Origin of the sequence: Luoshenia tenuis, from assembly GCF_014384745.1 — a bacterium.
GTDB lineage: Bacteria > Bacillota > Clostridia > Christensenellales.
Window position 1 is genome coordinate 38,709 of the sequence record NZ_JACRSO010000004.1, and the last position, 18,251, is coordinate 56,959.

The 18,251-nt window shown below is 60.0% G+C and carries 15 protein-coding genes; 11 read left to right on the plus strand and 4 right to left on the minus strand.

Features of this window, described 5'->3' with window-relative positions; translation table 11 throughout:
* Positions 1–263 precede the first annotated feature (263 nt).
* The 3 genes from H8699_RS09590 (at position 264) to H8699_RS09600 (ending at position 3,389) form a co-directional block, all read left to right on the plus strand.
* Complete coding sequence (locus H8699_RS09590; protein ID WP_249285503.1) at positions 264–1,472, plus strand: MFS transporter; 1,209 nt, start codon at positions 264–266, stop codon at positions 1,470–1,472.
* Positions 1,473–1,799: 327 nt separating this feature from the next.
* Positions 1,800–2,615 (plus strand): alpha/beta hydrolase, encoded by an 816-nt coding sequence (locus tag H8699_RS09595; RefSeq protein WP_249285504.1) that lies wholly within the window; start codon positions 1,800–1,802, stop codon positions 2,613–2,615.
* A 3-nt stretch (positions 2,616–2,618) separates the two neighbouring features.
* Positions 2,619–3,389 (plus strand): alpha/beta hydrolase, encoded by a 771-nt coding sequence (locus H8699_RS09600; protein ID WP_249285505.1) that lies wholly within the window; start codon positions 2,619–2,621, stop codon positions 3,387–3,389.
* Between the two features lie 94 nt (positions 3,390–3,483).
* Here the strand turns inward: H8699_RS09600 and H8699_RS09605 are convergent, their stop codons facing one another.
* Complete coding sequence (locus H8699_RS09605) at positions 3,484–4,449, minus strand: DUF2971 domain-containing protein (RefSeq protein WP_249285506.1); 966 nt, start codon at positions 4,447–4,449, stop codon at positions 3,484–3,486.
* Positions 4,450–4,483: 34 nt separating this feature from the next.
* Entirely contained in the window at positions 4,484–4,810 is a 327-nt protein-coding gene (locus H8699_RS09610) for a helix-turn-helix domain-containing protein (RefSeq protein WP_249285507.1), read from the minus strand.
* A gap of 479 nt (positions 4,811–5,289) precedes the next feature.
* Between H8699_RS09610 and H8699_RS09615 the strand changes: the two genes are divergently transcribed.
* The 7 genes from H8699_RS09615 (at position 5,290) to H8699_RS09645 (ending at position 13,351) form a co-directional block, all read left to right on the plus strand.
* On the plus strand, positions 5,290–5,463 hold the full coding sequence (locus H8699_RS09615; RefSeq protein ID WP_249285508.1) for a hypothetical protein: 174 nt from the start codon (positions 5,290–5,292) through the stop codon (positions 5,461–5,463).
* A gap of 30 nt (positions 5,464–5,493) precedes the next feature.
* Entirely contained in the window at positions 5,494–5,715 is a 222-nt protein-coding gene (locus tag H8699_RS09620; protein ID WP_249285509.1) for a hypothetical protein, read from the plus strand.
* Positions 5,716–6,075: 360 nt separating this feature from the next.
* The gene (leuS, locus tag H8699_RS09625) at positions 6,076–8,499 is read left to right on the plus strand and encodes a leucine--tRNA ligase (RefSeq protein ID WP_249285510.1); all 2,424 of its coding nucleotides are present in this window, start codon (positions 6,076–6,078) and stop codon (positions 8,497–8,499) included.
* A 752-nt stretch (positions 8,500–9,251) separates the two neighbouring features.
* On the plus strand, positions 9,252–9,617 hold the full coding sequence (locus H8699_RS09630) for a DUF4180 domain-containing protein (protein ID WP_249285511.1): 366 nt from the start codon (positions 9,252–9,254) through the stop codon (positions 9,615–9,617).
* A 33-nt stretch (positions 9,618–9,650) separates the two neighbouring features.
* Complete coding sequence (locus H8699_RS09635; protein ID WP_249285512.1) at positions 9,651–10,112, plus strand: RpiB/LacA/LacB family sugar-phosphate isomerase; 462 nt, start codon at positions 9,651–9,653, stop codon at positions 10,110–10,112.
* Positions 10,113–10,115: 3 nt separating this feature from the next.
* A complete protein-coding gene (locus H8699_RS09640; RefSeq protein ID WP_249285513.1) occupies positions 10,116–12,119 on the plus strand; it encodes a beta-galactosidase in 2,004 nt (667 codons plus the stop codon).
* A 788-nt stretch (positions 12,120–12,907) separates the two neighbouring features.
* Positions 12,908–13,351, plus strand: coding sequence for a GNAT family N-acetyltransferase (locus H8699_RS09645; protein WP_249285514.1), 444 nt, complete (start codon positions 12,908–12,910; stop codon positions 13,349–13,351).
* 130 nt (positions 13,352–13,481) lie between these two features.
* On the opposite strand, the gene H8699_RS09650 is transcribed toward H8699_RS09645, so the two are convergent.
* Both H8699_RS09650 and H8699_RS09655 read right to left on the minus strand, forming a co-directional pair.
* Positions 13,482–14,066, minus strand: a complete 585-nt coding sequence (locus H8699_RS09650; RefSeq protein ID WP_147517018.1) for a cytidylate kinase-like family protein — start codon at positions 14,064–14,066, stop codon at positions 13,482–13,484.
* Positions 14,067–14,079: 13 nt separating this feature from the next.
* Positions 14,080–15,447, minus strand: a complete 1,368-nt coding sequence (locus H8699_RS09655) for an ArsB/NhaD family transporter (protein ID WP_249285515.1) — start codon at positions 15,445–15,447, stop codon at positions 14,080–14,082.
* Between the two features lie 1,136 nt (positions 15,448–16,583).
* On the opposite strand from H8699_RS09655, the gene H8699_RS09660 reads away from it, so the two are divergent.
* Positions 16,584–17,732, plus strand: a complete 1,149-nt coding sequence (locus H8699_RS09660) for an AI-2E family transporter (RefSeq protein ID WP_249285516.1) — start codon at positions 16,584–16,586, stop codon at positions 17,730–17,732.
* The last annotated feature ends 519 nt before the right edge of the window (positions 17,733–18,251 follow it).

Here is an 18,251-nt window from a genome sequence, read left to right on the forward strand (position 1 = left end):
GCCTTGTTTTACGCGGGTTGCACGGGTGAAATGCTGTGTGAGGGTTCTCGCTTCCGTCCTTCCGGGCAACGCTCTGAATGGCAGAGGCCAGGGTTACAGGCGGAGGCACCGGCCCGGCTGCCGCCGCAGCATGCCCGGAGGATTTATGCAGTTTCTACATAAATCCTAGGTCAAATCGGTTTGTTTGTCAATCTATCCTTCTGCTATGATGGGCATAAAGGGGCCAAGCGCCCCGTAAATACCCTGTGAAGGAGGAGAGCGCCTTGGAAAAAGCCCGCCCCAAACTCTTTACCCCCTCGTTTATCCTGGTGACGCCGCTCAGCTGTATAACCACCATCTGTTTGCAGATGACGGTATCGGCCATGCCGCTGTTCGTGGTGGCCCTGGGGGTGGAGCAATCCCTGGCGGGCAGCGCCACCACGGCCTGTACGCTGGCCGCGCTGCTGGCCCGGCCCTTTGCCACGGCGCTGGTGGACCGCATTGGCGGCAAAAAGACAGCCTTTGCCGGCATCGCCCTGTATGTGGGGGTATTCGCCGCCTATTTCCTTTGCGATAACCTGCCCCTGATGCTGGCCTTGCGGATACTGCAGGGGGCGGGGCTGGGGCTGATCACCACCGCCCTTGGCACGGTGGCCACGGCCATGGTGCCGCCGGAGAACCTCACCCGGGGGATGAGCTACTTCTCCCTGGGCAACGCGGTGGCGCTCTCGGCCGGGCCGGCGCTGGGGCTTGTTCTGGCGCAGGCGGGCTTCCAGTACCTGTTTTGGGTGGGGGCCGCCGCCTCCCTGCTCTGCCTGGGGCTTTTGCTGCTGGTCCACTACGACCACGCGCCCCAGCCCAAAGGGCCAAAGGGCGGGTTTTGGCAAAAGGCAGTGCGCAGCGGGGCTATTTTGCCCTCCGGCATTTTGGTGATCTTTATCCTGTGCCAGACGGCGCTTTCCACCTACCTGGCCTTTTTCGCGGCCAGCCTGGGGGTGGGCGGGGCCAGCGCCTTTTTCACGGTGAACGTGTTTGGGCTGGTGCTCTCCAAGTTCGCCCTGGGCCGCCTGTGCGACCGGTTTGGGGACATCCCCGTGGCGGTGGGCAGCGGCATCCTGCTGGTGACTGCCTACGCGCTGATCGCCCTGACCCCTGCCCTGGGCGAGCCGGGCATCTGGAGCGCCGGGCTGCTGTATGGGTTTGGCTACAGCGGGCTTTATACGCTGCTCAACGTATCGGCCGTGCGCCACGCCGGGCCGGATACCCGGGGCGCGGCCAACTCCCTGTTCTTCGGCGCCAAGGACGTGGGCTCCGGCGTGGGGGCCATGGCCTGGGGGCTGTTTCTGGGGCTGGGCTACGCGGGGCTGTACTGGGTGGCCACGGGGCTGGCCGCCGCCACGGTGGCCTGGTACGTGTGGTACCTGAAAAAGGAGCGGACGCGGGCAGGCCTCCCCGCCCCTGCGCAGCCCGCCGCGGAAACGGCGGGGCCGTAAGGTGAGATGTGGGCAAGCACATTGCCCAAACGGCGGGGCGCGGGCCCCGGCCGGGCGGTTGTCAAGAGATTCCTCGCCGGCGCTCGGAATGACGGAAACTGGCGTTTACCCTGGCCAACCGGCGGGGCTGTAAGGTGAGACCCCTGTCCTTCAGCCCCCGAGCCGCTCGGCTTGGGGCGGGGGTAAGGCTGCTCTACTCCCTCCGTCAGGCTGCGCCTGCCACCTCCCTCAAACGAGGGAGGCAAGCACATTGCTCGCATCGCGCAAGCGAAACGGGGCGGCTGCCCCGTTGATCCCTATATCAAATAAAAAAAGGAGGAAGAAAACATGGCGATCTTACGGTTGACCCTGCGCTCGCAGGCGCTGCGCGCCAGCACGGATGTGAACATTATCTATCCCCTGCGGCGGCAGACCTTTGGCGACCCGGAGGGCAGAAAGGTGACCTATGCCCCCATCCCGGAAAAATTCAAGGTGCTCTACCTGGTGCACGGCGGCGGGGATAACTACAGCGACTGGCTGACGCGCACCCGCATTGCCGACCTGGCCGAGGCGCGGGACCTGCTGGTGGTCATGCCCAGCATACGCGATTTTACCTCCTCCCGGGCGGATGCGGACTATTACGCCTACCTCTCCCAGGAGCTGCCGGCCTATCTGCAGCGGATGCTACCCATCTCCAACCGGCGGGAGGATACCTTTATCGCCGGGCTGTCCATGGGCGGGTACTTCTCCTACCGCATCGCCCTGAACCACCCGGAGCGCTACGCCTGCGCGGGCAGCCTGTCCAGCCCCTTGGACATCGTGGCGGACCTGCGGGCGCGCCACACCGGCAGCCGCACGCTGGTGCCGGCGGACAGCCTGATCGGCACCGACCGGGAGATCCGCTTTCTGGTGGAGCGCAACCTGGCGCAGGGCAACCCCATGCCCCGGCTGTTTTCCGCCTGCGGTACGGAGGACTTTACCTACGAGATCAACTGCGACATGCGGGACTTTTTCCGCGCCAAGGGGCTGGACCACACCTATATGGAGGGCCCGGGCGTGCACAACTGGGATTTCTGGAGCGCGTATATCGAGCGCCTGCTGGAGTGGCTGCCGGTGGAAAAGCTGCCCGAGGCGCCGCATCACTTTCAAAAGAGGGGGAAATAAGGTATGGCAAGGCTTGAGATCAACTATTCCGCATTCGGCACGGCCACGATGGATGTGGTGATCCCCCAATATGGGGACGCGCCCCACCACGCCCGGATGAGCGAGGCGGCGTTTTACGGCCAGAAATTCAGGGTACTCTACCTGCTGCACGCGGAGGGGGAAAGCGGTGTGGACCCGCTGCGCTTTACCCTGGCTGAGGCCTACGCCGCCCAGCGGGACCTAGTGGTGGTCTGCCCCACCATTGAGAACAGCTTTGGCCTGGACCTAGAGCGGGGCGACCCCTGGGAGGACTTTTTGCTAAACGGCCTGCCCCAGGTGATCGGCCAGATGCTGCCCGTATCCCAGCGGCGGGAGGATACCTTTATCGCCGGGTTCTCCATGGGGGGATACGCGGCGCTGCGCCTGGCGCTGAAGCACCCCGGCCGCTACGGCAGGGCGGCCAGCTTTTTCGGGCTGCTGGAGCCCACGCCCCAAAACCTGGCCCCGCACTGGAACGCGGCGCAGTATGCCTACGTATTCGGCACGCCGGAGGGGGGCCAGGCCGCGGCGCACGCCCTGCCCGCGCTTGCCGACGCCCTGGGCTGCGAAAAGCCCGCCCTCTCCCTTTACGCCGCGCCGGAGGATGCCGAGGCCCCCGCCCTGCTGGAGAGGCTCAAGGCCGGCGGCTGCCCCGCCCGCCTCACCACCCTCCCCGGCCCGGCCGCCTGCCCCGAGGCGCGCAACGCCGCCCTGAAGGACTTTATCCTGGGGCTGCCAGCGGACGCGGCGGATTGACACTTGACGCGCGTGTGAGGATAAAATAAGAAAAGGTAAGGGTAAAGCCCCCGGAGTTCCGGGGGCTTTGGCTTGTGGATTGCTATATACACTTTTAAAAACGGAGTTTTATTTTAGAAGCATCCAACTGTATTTGATTGTCGTCATACATCCTGCTTTGCAATAAAGATCGTAAGTATAGATTTGTTTCGTCTACCGCCATCGTAGGTGCAATGGTAATACTGCTTAAATATTTTTTGGGTAAAGGGAATTCTATATAAGGTATACTATACCCATCTCCTTCTCTTATTTCTATCTTGTAAGGTTTTTTGCTACATCCTGGCAAAGGCACATTGCTTGGCAACTTAACAATAAAGCGCACTTCATGTTCATCACAAAATCCTTGATTTTTAAATGAAAACCTCAGCGAGGATAAATATACCATAACAAAATTTTGAGCTCGCTCCTTAGCTTCACAAAAATATTTATAAAGCAAAAGCAAATCATTGTAAAGTATTTTATGTTTTATACTATCTTCATAAATGATTTCTCTAAACTGCATATGCACAGCTTGATAGTATAAGTCCTTAGTTCTAGATAGAAAATAATCCTTTACATTTTGATCAAGTCCAATTACAAAACCATCATGTTCTGGAAGATTAGTATAACTTCTCCACATTGAAGCCAAGTCTTTAGATCTTGATAAAGATAAAATATAAACATCATATTCATCTAGTATCTCTCTTTTGTCACCATCATCAGTATAATAGCTAAAGGGTGCGACTACTTTAGATAAAATCCAACAATTCAATAAACAGTTAAAAAAATCTTCTGAAATGTTGTGTTCATTTAATAACTTGTTGCCTACAGCATAAACAATGGAATATATTTCTTCTCCTTCTTCCATATCATTTAACTTATTAGCCGCCGAAAACCAAAATATTAAACTATCACTTCGAAGGATTCCAGTAAGTCCCTGCCTCCTTGTATAGTGAAATAATGGACCTTTAAACTTATTCTTGCCCTCAAACAACTGTTCAAAAAGTAACAGTCTTCTGTAGTGTTCCTGTCTAGCATCCATTTTGTACCTATACCCTCCCATATGAGTCGATAGTCTACTTCCCCTCCCGCCTTTCCTGCTCTTGCAGGATCAGCCGGGCGATTTTGAGGGTAAGCTGGCGCATGCCCGCGTCCATTTGGTTAAGGGCCTCCAGAAATTCATTGGCGTCTTTGGCGGGCTGGAACATCTCGCCCTCGCCGCGCAGCAGCCACGCCTCGTTCACCATGAAGGCGCCGCACACCATTTTGATCTGGCCGGTGGACAGCTCGCGCTTGCCCAGCTCCACCGCGCTGACCGTGGCCTGAGATATGCCTACTTTGCGAGCAAACGCCCGCTGACTCAAACCAAGTTCTTCGCGCAGCCTGTATAAACGCTCTCCCACCGTTTCCGCCTCCATCTTCCTTTTTTATTCAGTTTAAGTTCGGACGCAAAACGCGTCAAGCATTCCCATTTTGTTAATTTATCTAATGTCATTATTTGAATTATTGACAGTTTATAAATTCTATTCTATGATAAATTATAGGTTTTATTCAGGGAGAAAACGAGGATATTGCGAGACAGGGAGAAAAGTTAGGGAACGAATTTTATTCGTTAAGGGGGAAGGGGGATTCCGATTTCCCCCTTTACCCCCTTAACAATCCCTAATCCCCCCAAACGGCCACTCCGTGGAGGGGACGGAGGTTTCTCAAGCTCTCCTATGCAGATAAAAAGATATGTTTTCCACTCGTTTCGCTTATGCTCTGCTCTTCGGGTTAACTCACACTTGCCTCCCTCTGACGAGGGAGGTGGCGCACCCAATGGGTGCGCCGGAGGGAGAGATGCCCCCAATAAAACCTACAAATTTACCTGCGGGAGGCCGCTATGGACGATGATATCCGCCGGGCGTTTATCCTATGGTTAAAAATGGATGCGGACAGCCGTGCCCTGCTGCGCCGCCTGCTGTGCAACGCTTCCCCCGAACAGCTGCGCAGATACGCCCAAGCGACCGGCATAACCGAAGCGGAAATATCCCGCCTGCTCCATGACCAAAATTAAGGCGAAAGTTTATATAAGGAGGACGTTGGCATGTCTGACAAACTATCCCCCCTGTTGGCGCTGGTGAAGGAGGAATTCCCCCTGGCCAATGACGGCGAATGCAAATGCCTGTTGCTGGCGCTGACGGATTTTTCTATGTACCTGTCGATCCTGCGGGACTGCGCAGGGCCCAAGGAGCCGGATATCCCGCGCCTGCTGCGGGCGGTGGAAGCTGCCGCAGCCGCCTGCGAGAAGGAGCTGTCCAGGGGATAGCGCAAAACTGCGGTCCGGCCCAAAGGCCGGGTTTTTTTGCGTCAAAGCCCGGAAACGGCTGGCGCCCATATTGCTGTCTTTCCAACCTGTCACCCCTGCCACGGCGGCAAAGCCCCGCCCACTGCCAATGCAAGAGATTCTTCGCGCGCCCTTACGGCCTTGCTCTCCCCAATAACGTTTTTGGATTATTCCCCACCGCTGAGTTCCATCCCACCCGCCAGAGATTTGCCGCTGCCGCTTGTGTTTTAAGGCCCTTTTCATTATAATGGTTGGGTACAAGCGTAGCGAAAATGCGGGGCCGGGGGCGCGCCCTTGGCCCGCATTGACCCGAAACGGGATTTTGGAAGGAGAGTATTAAGCATGGACGCCAAACGGGTAGAGGCCAAATGGCAAAAGAAATGGGAGGAGACCGGGCTGTACCGCTTCAACAAAGAGGATGCGGACAACAAATTATACTGCCTGGAGATGTTCTCCTACCCCTCCGGGGCCAAGCTGCACGTGGGCCACTGGTACAATTACGGGCCCACGGATTCCTGGGCGCGCTTTAAGCGCATGCAGGGCTACAACGTGTTCCACCCCATGGGGTTTGACGCGTTCGGGCTTCCGGCGGAGAACTACGCCATTAAGACCGGCGTGCACCCGCAGGATTCCACCTTTAAAAATATCGAGACCATGGAGCGCCAGCTCAAAGCCATGGGCGCGACCTTTGACTGGGATTACGAGATCAAGACCTGCATGCCGGACTACTACAAGTGGACCCAGTGGATCTTTTTAAAGCTGTACGAGGCGGGGCTGGCCTACCGCAAGGAGGCGCCGGTGAACTGGTGCCCCAGCTGCAACACGGTGCTGGCCAACGAGCAGGTGGTGGACGGGGCGTGCGAGCGGTGCCACAGCATCGTAGAGCGGCGCAACCTGACCCAGTGGTTCTTTAAGATCACCCAGTATGCCGATGAGCTGTTAAACGACCTGGACAAGCTGGACTGGCCGGAAAAGACCAAGATGATGCAGCGCAACTGGATCGGCCGCTCGGTGGGCGGCGAGGTCACCTTTGCGCTGGACGGGCGCAAGGACGGCTTTACCGTATTTACCACCCGTGCGGACACGCTGTACGGCTGCACCTATGTGGTGCTGGCCCCGGAGCACCCGCTGGTGGACGAGATCACCACCCCCGAAAACCGGGCGGCGGTGGAGGAATACCAAAAGATGTGCGCCCGCATGGGTGAGATCGACCGGCTTTCCACCACCCGGGAAAAGACCGGCGTGTTTACCGGCGCGTATGCCGTCAACCCCATCAATGGCCGCAAGGTGCCCATCTGGGTGGCGGATTACGTACTCTACTCCTACGGCACCGGCGCGGTGATGGCCGTGCCCGCCCATGACGAGCGGGACTTTGCCTTTGCCACCAAGTATGACCTGCCTATCGAGCGGGTCATCAAGTCCGCCGACGGCGGCGAGGATGCGCTGCCGTTCTGCGAGGACGGCGTGCTGGTGAACAGCGATAAGCGGGACGGGCTGACCGGAGCCCAGGCCCGGGAGGCCATCTTAAACGAATTGAAAGAGCAGGGCAAGGGCGGCTTTAAGGTCAACTACCGCCTGCGGGATTGGCTGGTCAGCCGCCAGCGCTACTGGGGCGCGCCCATCCCCATGATCCACTGCGAGCACTGCGGCACCGTGCCCGTGCCCGAGTCGGAGCTGCCGGTGCAGCTGCCCTACGACGTGAACTTTACCCCGGACGGCTCCTCCCCCCTGGCCAGCCATGAGGGCTTTATGAACACCACCTGCCCCAAGTGCGGCCGCCCGGCCCGCAGAGACCCGGACACGCTGGACACCTTTGTCTGCTCCTCCTGGTACTTCCTGCGCTACCCCAACGCCCACGACGGCAGCGAGGCCTTTAACAAGGAGTGGACCAACAAACTGCTGCCGGTGGACAAGTACGTGGGCGGCGCCGAGCACGCCTGCATGCACCTGCTTTACGCCCGGTTCTTTACCAAGGCGCTGCGGGACCTGGGCTACCTCTCCTTTGACGAGCCCTTCAAATCCCTGGTACACCAGGGCATCATCCTGGGGCCGGACGGGATGCGGATGAGCAAATCCCGCGGCAACGTGATCTCGCCCGACGGGTTTGTGGAGCAATACGGCAGCGACGTGTTCCGCATGTACCTGATGTTCGGCTTTGCCTACACCGAGGGCGGCCCCTGGAACGACAACGGCATCAAGTCCGTAGCCCGCTTTTTAGACCGGGTGGAGCGGCTGGTAGAGCGTGCCATCGCCCTGCGCGGACAAAAGGGCCGCTCCGATGAAGAGGTGGAGTACGTGCGCCACCGCACCATCCAGGCCGTGACGAACGATACCGAGAAGTTCCAGTTCAACACCGCCATCGCCCGGATGATGGAACTGGTCAACGCCCTGTACAAGTACGAGGGCGAGGGCAACGTGGACGGGACCTATCTGGAGGCAGTGGTGCGCGACCTAATGCTGATGATGGCGCCCTTTGCCCCCCACTTTATCGAGGAGCTGTGGGAAAAGATGGGCTACCCCTACTCGGTATTCAACCAGAAGTGGCCGGAATTTGACGAGAGCAAGCTCACCCGCTCCCACGTGGAGCTGGCCCTGCAGATAAACGGCAAGGTGCGCGGGCGCATCACGCTCCCCAGCGACGCCACCCAAGAGCAGGCCAAGGCCGCCGCGCTGGCGGATGAGAAGATCGCCGCCATGCTGGAGGGCAAGGAGATCAAAAAAGTGGTCGTGGTGCCCGGCCGGCTGGTCAACATCGTGGCCAAATAAAACCGCATTTGCTGCAAGCGCCCCCGTTTTTCGGGGGCGCTTTTTTGTGTGCGCAAGGGTCGGCGGGAAGGCCAGACTGCGGGCGGGAAATGCAGAGGAATCTCTCCCTCCGGCGCGCCTAAAGGCGCGCCACCTCCCTCGTCAGAGGGAGGCAAGTATGGGTTGATCCGAAGGGCAGAGTATAGGCGAAACGAGTGGAAAATATATCTGTTTATCTGCATAGGAGAGCTTGAGAAACCTCCGTCCCCACCACGGAGTGGCCGTTTGGGGGGATTAGGGATTGTTAAGGGGGTAAAGGGGGAAATCGGAATCCCCCTTCCCCCTTAACCTAGTGGAGTCGTTCCTTAACTTTCCTCTCTACCTTGCGTTAAGTTTTTCCCCCGAACAAAACCCATACTTTTCCACCCGCCCGACAGCTTACAACCCCGTCATTCCGAGCGAATGCGCGGAATCTCTTTGCACCCTCCCGGCCCGCACCGCGTTGTACGGGCAGGCGTCTTAACTCTTTCCGCCTCGGTTTGTACTTTTCCCGCGCGCCCCCCGCTCAACCGCTCGCTGCCTGGCCCGCCTGAAAAGCCACCCCAGCCCGCACCGCGCTGCACGGGGCAGGCGTCTAACCTTCCCCGCCCCCGGCCCGCCCTTTCCCCCGCGCGCCCAAAAAACCGCCCGGCCTTCCCTGCGCACTGCCGGGCAAAATATGGTAGAATGAAAAAAGAAAGCGCGGGATATGGAAAAATGAAAGGAGAAAAAACATGGATATCGAAACCTTAATCATAGACGGCATCCCCATCGCCCACCTGGGCGGGGCGGGTGCCCGCATCGCAAGCGCTGCACAGGCGCTGGACCTGATCATGGACGTCAAATACGCCGCCGGGGCCGAGCGGGTGGCCGTGGATAAACGGGCCATGCCGGCGGAATTTTTCATCCTCAGCAGTGGCATGGCCGGGGAGATCCTGCAAAAGTTCGTCACCTACGGGATACGCGCGGCCTTTTACGGGGATTTTACCCGCTATACCAGCAAGCCCCTGCAGGACTTTATCCGCGAGAGCAACCGCGGGCGGCAGGTGTGCTTCCTCCCCACCAAGGAGGAGGCGCTGGCCCGCCTGGCGGCGCTATAATGTTACAAGCAGTAAAAGAAGGGGGAAAAATTCATGCAGCAACAACTCAAGATCGCCATGGGGTGCGACCCGGCAGCCTACGATTTTAAGGTGGAGATCCTCCGGGTGATGGAGCAAAACGGCTACAGCGTTTACGACGTGGGGTGCGATTCCGCCCAGGAAGGCCTGTTTGCCACCGAGGCCAAAAAGGTGGCGGACCTGGTGGTCTCCGGCCAGGTGGACCGGGGCATCCTGCTGTGCGGCACCGGCCAGGGCATGGCCATGGCGGCCAACAAGGTGCCCGGGGTGCGCGCGGCGCTGTGCTTTGACATCTTCCAGGCCATCATGAGCCGGGAGCATAACAACGCCAATATCCTTTGCACCGGCGCCTGGATGATCACCGTGCCCGAGGCGCTGCGGATGATCGAGGCCTGGCTGTTTGCCAACTACGCCGGCCACCACCAGGACGGCCTGGCCCTGATGGACGCTTACGACCGGGAAGGCCGGGAGGGATAGAAGATGAAGCACTTCCCCAAGCTGCGCTACGGCGCGGCCTATTACGACGAATACATGCCCTGCGAGCGGCTGGAAAAGGACGTGGAGATGATGCGGGCGGCGGGCATCAATACCGTGCGCATTGCCGAATCCACCTGGTCCACGCTGGAGCCCCAGCCCGGCGTGTTCGATTTTACCCATATCGACCGGGCGCTCTGCGCCATGGAGAAGGCGGGCATCGACGTGATCGTGGGCACGCCTACCTACGCCATCCCCGCCTGGCTTGCGGCCCGGCACCCGGACGTGCTGGCGATGACGCAGCAGGGCCGGGGGCTGTACGGCCACCGGCAGAACATGGACATCACCCACCCGGCCTACCGCTATTACGGCGAGCGGGTGATCCGTAAACTGCTCGAACACGTCAAGGACGCGCCCTGCGTCATCGGCTACCAGCTGGATAACGAGACCAAGCATTACGGCACCGCCGGGGAGAGCGTGCAGCGCCAGTTCGTAGCGCACTTAAAGCGGCGCTTTAACGGCTCGCTGGAGGCGATGAACAAGGCCTTCGGGCTGGACTACTGGTCCAACCGCATCGACGCCTGGGAGGATTTTCCGGACGTGCGGGGCAGCATCAACGCCTCGCTGACCGGGGCGTTCGCCCGCTTCCAACGGGAGTTGGTCACAGAGTTTTTGCAGTGGCAGGCGGATATTGTCAACGAATACCGCCGGGAAGATCAGTTCATCACCCATAATTTTGATTACGATTGGCGGGGCTACTCCTTCGGCGTGCAGCCGGATGTGGATCACTTTGCCGCCTGCGCCCCGCTGGACTTTGCGGGGGTGGATATCTACCACCCCTCCCAGGATCACCTCACCGGCGCGGAGATCGCCTTTGGCGGGGACATGAGCCGCTCGCTCAAAAAGGATAACTTTTTGGTGCTGGAGACCGAGGCCCAGGGCTTCCCCCAGTGGCTGCCCTACCCGGGCCAGCTGCGGCTGCAGGCCTTCAGCCACCTGGCCAGCGGCGCAAACGGGGTGATGTACTGGCACTGGCACTCCATCCACAACAGCTACGAGACCTATTGGAAGGGCCTGCTCTCCCAGGATTTTGCCCCCAACCCCACCTACCAGGAGGCTTGCACCATCGGCGCGGACTTTGCGCGGCTGAGCGATAAGCTGATCGACCTAAAGGTGGAAAACCGGGTGGCCATCCTGGTCTCTAACGAGGCGCTCACTGGAGTCAAAGCCTTCCCCATGGGGGACGGGGTGGCATACAACGACGTGGTGCGCGGGGTGTACGACGCGCTCTACCGCCAGAATATCGGCTGCGATTTTATCGGCCCGGAGAGTACGAATCTGGCGGATTACGACCTTTTGATCGCCCCGGCGCTGTACTGTGCGGAGGATGGGCTTTTGCAAAGGCTGAAAAGCTACGTGGCGGACGGCGGGCATCTGCTGGCCACCTTCAAGTTCGGCTTTAGCGACGAGGAGACCAAGGTGCGCGCCGCCCTGCAGCCCGCGGGGCTAAGCGAGGTGTTCGGGGCCAGCTACAGCCAGTTCACCCTGCCAGGCGGGGTGCCCCTGGAGGGGGAGCTGCCCGGCATTTCCGGGGCTAAAGCCGCCGGATGGATGGAGCTTTTGACTCCCTGCGGCGCGCAAGTGCTGGCCAGCTACGCGCATCCCTTCTGGGGAAGTTATGCGGCGCTGACCCGCAATGCCTATGGCCGTGGCGCGGCCTGGTATTTGGGGTGCTACCTGCCGGAAGGGGAGGCCATGGAGGCCGTGGCGCTGGCCGCCGCAAAGGACGCGGGGATCGCCCCGCCGCCGCTGCACTTCCCGCTGATCGCCCGGGGCGGGCGCAACCGGGCGGGCAAAGCGGTGCGTTACCTGTTCAACTATTCGGGGTTGCGGCGCAGCCTGCACTGGTTCGGCGGCCCGGCCACCGAGCTTGTGGGCGGCAAGCCCATCGCACCGGAGGAGGAGATCAGCCTGCCCCCCTGGGGCCTGGCCATTTTGGAGGAGGCCTAGGGCAAGGGCCGGAAATAAGCCGGTGGCGGGTGTAGTACAATAGAAAAGAACAACGGAGAGAGCGGAAAAAGGGCGATAGCCCTGTCATTCAGAGTGAGGCCGCAAGGCCGAGCGAAGAATCTCCTGCGTCCTGTAGTTGGTCGTGCTGAATCAATACGGCGCGGCAGGGGCAAAGCCCAGCGGTAGCCAAGAGATTCCTCGTGCCGCTCGGAATGACGGAGATCAGGCTACAGGCGGGAAAAGTGCTGGGTTTACGCCGCAAGGCTGAAGCGAAGAATCTCCTGCGTCTTGTAGTTGGTCGTGCTGAATCTATACGGCGCGGTATCTCTCCCTCCACCGCCTTTTCGGCGGTCCCCCTCCCTCGGGCAGAGGGAGGCGAGGGATTATCAGAACGGGAGGTATAGACAGCGCTAAGAGGTTGTAAAGAGATGCCTCGCCTGCGCTCGGAATGACAAAAAGGTAATGGCGTGTCATTCAGAGTGAGGCCGCAAGGCCGAGCGAAGAATCTCCTGCGTCTTGTAGTTGGTCGTGCTGAATCTATGCGGCGCGGTATCTCTCCCTCCACCGCCTTTTCGGCGGTCCCCCTCCCTCGGGCAGAGGGAGGCGAGGGATTATCGGAACGGGAGGTATAGACAGCGCTAAGAGGTTGTAAAGAGATGCCTCGCGCCGCTCGGAATGACGGAGATCAGGCTACAGGCGGGAAAAGCGCGGCTTTGCCCTCATTAGTACACCTTGCCTGTGGCTGCCCGGGAGGACTAGGACAGGAAATGATGGAAGGAGACGGAACGATGGCGCACACCATCCGCCAGGCTGTGGCAAGCGACCTGCCCGCCCTGCTGGCGCTGTATGCCCAGCTTAAACCTGGGGAGCGCGCGGCGCCGGACGGAGCGGCAACGGCCGCCTGGGCCGAAATGCTGGCCAACCCCTGCATGCAGGTGCTGGTGGCGCAGGTGGAGGGCGTGCCCCGGGCGACCTGCACGCTGGTCATCCTGCCCAACCTCACCCACGGCCGGCGGCCCTATGCGCTGGTGGAAAACGTGGTGTGCGATGCGGCCTTCCGCCGCCAGGGGCTGGGACTGGGGCTGCTGCACGCGGCCCGGGAGCGGGCCCGCCAGGCCGGGTGCTATAAGCTGATGCTGCTCACCGGCTCCAAGGCAGCGGGCACCCTGCGCTTTTACGAAAAGGCAGGCTATAACCGCGTAGATAAGACCGGCTTTGTCCAGTGGCTGTAGGGCCGCGACAACATAAAAGGCCCCGGGCTATAGGCCCGGAGCCTTTTTTTACTTTACCGCTCATCGGGGGCATCCCCGGCGCTTTAGTCGCCGCGCCCCTAAAGCGAAAGCCGCCTGCCCTGCGTGCCGCTTACTTGTCCTTACGCAACGCCAAAAACTGCAAGATGGCCTCCACCGTCTTATCCACGCCCAGGGTGCTGGAATTGATGCACAGGTCGTACCCCCGGGAATCCCCCCACTTGATGTCGCTATGGGTGTTGTGGTAATATTTGCGCCGCCGGTCCTGCTTGCGCATCAGCTCCAGGGCTTTGCGCTCGGTCAGCGTATACAGCTCGGCAATGCGCTTGACCTTGGTGGCCTCATCGGCCAGCACGAAGATGGAGTAGGCGTTGGGGTTCTCCCGCAGCACCTGCTCGGCGCAGCGCCCCACCACCACAAAGGACTCGCCCTTTTCCGCCAGCTCGCGGATAAAGTCAAAGGTCCGCTCGGCCAGTACCTCCTCAATGGAGTTGGAAAAGCGCCCCACCCGCCGGGAGAGCAGCGGATTGCCCGGCTTTTCGTCGTACTTGTGGATATCCTCCTGGGAGTAGCCCACGTGCTCTAAAATCTTCTTGTCAAACAGCGGCAGATCCAGCCGCTCCGAGAGCTTTTCAGCGATGTAGTGCCCGCCGCTGCCAAATTCGCGGCCGATGGTAACGATCAGCTGTTGATACATCTTCCCCCACCCTTTACAGGTATTTTATATATAAGCATACCATTGATACTATTATAACCATAACCGTGGCCGGCACGCAATACTTACAGTACTTGCCCCAGCCGATGGGGTGCCCGCTCTTGGCGGCAACCGAGGTGCCCACCACGTTGGCCGAAGCGCCGATGGGGGTGGCGTTGCCGCCGATATCCGTGCCCAGGGACAGGGACCAGGCCAGCATGTTTAAATCTACCCCCTGGGTAGCAGCCATGGATTGGATGACCGGTACCATGGTGGCGGCAAAGGGGATGTTGTCCACAAAGGCGCTGGCGATGGCCGAGAGCCACAGCACGATGGCGATGATGATGGCGATGTTGCCGCCGCTGATCACCCCGATAAACTCCGCGATGGCCACCAGCACGCCGGTGTGCTCCAGCCCGCTGACGGAGATAAACAACCCGATGAAAAACAGCAGCGTTTTGTAATCGATATGGCGGAAGATGTAGCGCACATCCCCGCCGCCTGCAGTCAATGCGGTGATGAGCAGGGTGAGCGCGGCCACCAGCACGCCGATGCAGCCCACCGTCAGCCCGGTCTCCGCGTGGGTGACCAGCAGCACGATGGCGATGGCAAACACCGCCGCCGCGCCGATAAAGGCCTTTTTATTGGTGATGGCGCCTTTAGGTTCGGGATAGGCCACCCCTTCGCCCCGGGCGCTGTCGCTGGCCTTTAAGCGCTTGCGGAAGCACAGGTAAAAGTAAACCACCGTCAGCACGAAGCACACCGCCACGATGGGGCCGGTGTTGGTGATAAAGTCAAAAAACGTGTAGTGCAGCGAGGTGCCGATGATGATGTTGGGCGGATCCCCGCACATGGTGGCCGCCCCGCCCAGGTTGGCGCAGAAGATCTCGGCCAGGATCATGGGCACCGGGTCAAACTTGAGCACCCGGCTCAGCTCCACCGTCACCGCCGCCAGGAAAAGCACCACCGTGATCGAATCGATAAACATGGCCAAAAGCCCGCTCATGCACATAAAGCAGATCAAAAGCGGCACCGTGCGGTAGCGCACGGCCTTGGCCAGCGTCAGGCACAGCCAGCGGAAAAAGCCCGCCCGGCCCATGCCCTCCACCATCACCATCATCCCGGCGATAAAGATAATGGTCTCCCAGTTGATGCCGCCGGTGCTCTCAGAGGCCTGTCCGTACCAGAAGCTGGGCATCACCACGCTTTGCAGGTTCAGCGTATCCCAAATCGCCTCGAAATTCTGCATGCAGAGGCCAAAGACCACCACCAGCACCAGCGCGCCGCTGCCCAGGGTGATCCAATGCCGTTCAAACTTGTCCAGCACGATCATCAAAAACATCCCGATAAAGATGACCACCGCCAGAATCTGTGCTATGTCCATCTGTAGCACCCCTCTCTCCATCTCTATGGTGCAACACCAAACGGCTTCATCTTAACATAGAATCACCCCCCCGCAAAGGGTAAAAATTGTGAAATTTCAATTTTATGACATACCGCGCCGGGAAATGAGGCGGACCGCTCGCCTTATTATCTGTCTTTTGTCTTAATTATGGCGCGACGGTGCAGCGGGAAAGGGGATGCCGGCCCGCAAAGGGGAAGCGGGTGTTAGCGTCCCCGGCGGGCGTGGTGCTGTGGAAAATAGCGGAGTGATGAGCGGAACAAAGGGCGGCAGCCCCGGGAAATAAAGCAGGGCAAAGCTGCAACGCATTTGGCGGGTACCACCCCATAGATAATAGCGCCGCAATGAGCGGATAAAAGGGCAATAGCCCCCGGGGAATAAAGCAGGGCAAAGCTGCAACGTATTTGGCGGGTACCGCCCCACAGAAAATAGAAGTGTGAAGAGCGGATAAAAGGGCAATAGCCCCAGGGGAATAAAGCAGGGCAAAGCTGCAACGTATTTGGCGGGTACCGCCCCATAGAAAATAGGGCCGTGGTGAGCGGTGAAAAGGGCAATAGCCCCAGGGGAATCTTGTCGCCCGGCGCCGCATAGGAGTAAAGGGGGACGTGCACTGCCCTATGGAAAATAGCGCCGCAATGAGCGGAACAAAGGGCGATAGCCCCCCTGTCATTCAGAGCGCGGGCAAAGCCCGCGCGAAGAATCTCACGCATTGGCAGTTGGCGAAGTGTTTAATCAATGCAGCCTGGTACCGACAAAACCAAGAGGACGTCGAGAGATTCCTCGCTTACGCTCGGAATGACAGACTTGTGGTGAGATGAAGTCTTGAACGTAAAGCAGGGCAAAACCGCAACGTCCTTGGCAGGCGCTGTCCCATAGAAAATAGTGCCGCGATGAGCGGAATAAAGGGCGACAGCCCCTGAACGTAAAGCAGGGCGAAATTGTAACGCCCCTGGCGGGCACTACCCTATAGAAAATAGAGCCGTGGTGAGCGGTGAAAAGGGCGATAGCCCCGGAGTGTAAAGCAGGGCAAAGCTGCAACGCATTTGGCGGGCGTTGTACTATGGAAAACAGTGCTGCAATGAGCGGAACAAGGGGCGATAGCCCAAAGGAGGTGACCCATGCGGATGCGAAAGCCCGATCCACGGTACTTTAAACCGGCCCTCTATCTTTTCGTAACCGCGGCTGCCCTGCTGCTGTTTCAGCAGGGGCTTTCCTCCCTGGGGAACCTGTGGGGCGCGCTGGGGCAGGCGGCGGCCGGCCTGTGGCAGGGCATGCTGCCGCTCAGTTGCGGAATGATCCTGGCCTATATCCTGCGGCCGCTGGCCTCGGGGCTGGAAAAGGGCTGCCTTCGGATCTTCCCCGGGCTGGAGAAAAAGGCCCGCGCACTCTCGCTGGGGCTGCTGTACGCGCTGATCGGCGGGGCGCTGGCGCTGACGGCGGCGTACGCCCTGCCCGCTGTCTACGCCAATTTGATTGACGCGGCAGCCTGCCTGCCGCAGGATATGGCCGGGCTCAAAGCGCAGCTTGGCGGCCTGCTGGCCCGGGTGCCGCTGTTGAGCGACCCGGCGCTGACAGAGGGGCTGCTGCGCGCGCTGGACGAGGCGGCCGCGGGGCTGACCCTAAACCTGAGCGCGCTGGCGGGGCAGGTGGCCTACCATTTGATGAACGGGCTGGGCATTCTGATGAACCTGGGCCTGGGGGTGGTGGTGTCGTTTTACCTGCTGGCGGAGCGGGAAAAGCTAGCGGCCATCGCCGGCAGGCTGACCGGGCTGTTCCTCTCCCGGGAGCGGCAGCGGCATCTACACGCCCTGGTCCAGGAGGTGGACCGGGCCTTTGGCCAGTACGTTACCGCGCGCCTGGTGGAAACCGCGCTGTTGGCATTGGTATTGATGGCCGGTTTCTCCCTCTCCGGGCTGCGGTTCGGGGCGCTGGTGGGGGTGCTGGTGGCGGTGCTCAATCTCATCCCCTATATCGGCTCGCTGATCGGCGGGGCATTGGTGGCGCTGGTGGGGCTGATGGACGGTACGCAGGTGGTGCTGGGCGGCCTATGCTACCTTTTGGTGGCACAGGCGCTGGATAACTACATCATCCTGCCCCGGCTGTTCGGCAATGCGCTGGGCCTGAGTCCCGCGCTGACCCTGATCGCCGTGCTGGCGGGGGGCGGGCTGTTCGGCATCCCCGGCATGATCCTGGCCGTGCCGGTAGGGGCGGTGGCCCAGGTGCTGGTGCGCCGCGCCCTGTCCCAAAGGGGGCATGGCCCCCGTTAACCGCCTATGCTGTGGCGATACGCCCTGACTTCATTGCCCGGCAGCGGGTGTGCCGGTTGACTACGCTTATTCCACAGGGGACATCGTCCCCGTTAATCGCATATACTGTGGCGATACGCCCTGACTTCAATGCCCGGCAGCGGGTGTGCCGGTTGATTACGCTTATTCCAAAGGGGACATCGTCCCCGTTAACCGCATGTGCTGTGAGATTTACGCCACCTCCTGCGCCCGGCAGCGGGTGTCCCTGTTGCCCAGCGCAACCCCAAAGGGGACATCGTCCCCGTTAATCGCATATACTGTGGCGATACGCCCTGGCCTCATTTCCTGGCAGCGGCTTTCACTTTTTCCCAGCGCAGCGAAAAAGATGCGTATCCCCATTAACCGTTCATGGGCGGACAAGCGCCGGCCTGCTGCCCGGCTTCCAATTCATCCCATCCTCTGCTATCTAAACGGGAGATTGACCCCGCCCTGTAGCTATAATACAATATCAGTATAGAAATTGTAGAGAGAGGTAGAATT

What these genes read in the sequence shown, in the direction of transcription:
- H8699_RS09640 (WP_249285513.1), top strand. Translation starts at nt 10,116, where the DNA reads ATGAAGCACTTCCCCAAGCTGCGCTACGGCGCGGCCTATTACGACGAA.
- H8699_RS09645 (WP_249285514.1), top strand. Translation starts at nt 12,908, where the DNA reads ATGGCGCACACCATCCGCCAGGCTGTGGCAAGCGACCTGCCCGCCCTG.
- H8699_RS09650 (WP_147517018.1), bottom strand. Translation starts at nt 14,066, where the DNA reads ATGTATCAACAGCTGATCGTTACCATCGGCCGCGAATTTGGCAGCGGC.
- H8699_RS09600 (WP_249285505.1), top strand. Translation starts at nt 2,619, where the DNA reads ATGGCAAGGCTTGAGATCAACTATTCCGCATTCGGCACGGCCACGATG.
- H8699_RS09655 (WP_249285515.1), bottom strand. Translation starts at nt 15,447, where the DNA reads ATGGACATAGCACAGATTCTGGCGGTGGTCATCTTTATCGGGATGTTT.
- H8699_RS09635 (WP_249285512.1), top strand. Translation starts at nt 9,651, where the DNA reads ATGCAGCAACAACTCAAGATCGCCATGGGGTGCGACCCGGCAGCCTAC.
- H8699_RS09615 (WP_249285508.1), top strand. Translation starts at nt 5,290, where the DNA reads ATGGACGATGATATCCGCCGGGCGTTTATCCTATGGTTAAAAATGGAT.
- H8699_RS09630 (WP_249285511.1), top strand. Translation starts at nt 9,252, where the DNA reads ATGGATATCGAAACCTTAATCATAGACGGCATCCCCATCGCCCACCTG.
- leuS (WP_249285510.1), top strand. Translation starts at nt 6,076, where the DNA reads ATGGACGCCAAACGGGTAGAGGCCAAATGGCAAAAGAAATGGGAGGAG.
- H8699_RS09660 (WP_249285516.1), top strand. Translation starts at nt 16,584, where the DNA reads ATGCGGATGCGAAAGCCCGATCCACGGTACTTTAAACCGGCCCTCTAT.
- H8699_RS09620 (WP_249285509.1), top strand. Translation starts at nt 5,494, where the DNA reads ATGTCTGACAAACTATCCCCCCTGTTGGCGCTGGTGAAGGAGGAATTC.
- H8699_RS09595 (WP_249285504.1), top strand. Translation starts at nt 1,800, where the DNA reads ATGGCGATCTTACGGTTGACCCTGCGCTCGCAGGCGCTGCGCGCCAGC.
- H8699_RS09605 (WP_249285506.1), bottom strand. Translation starts at nt 4,449, where the DNA reads ATGGATGCTAGACAGGAACACTACAGAAGACTGTTACTTTTTGAACAG.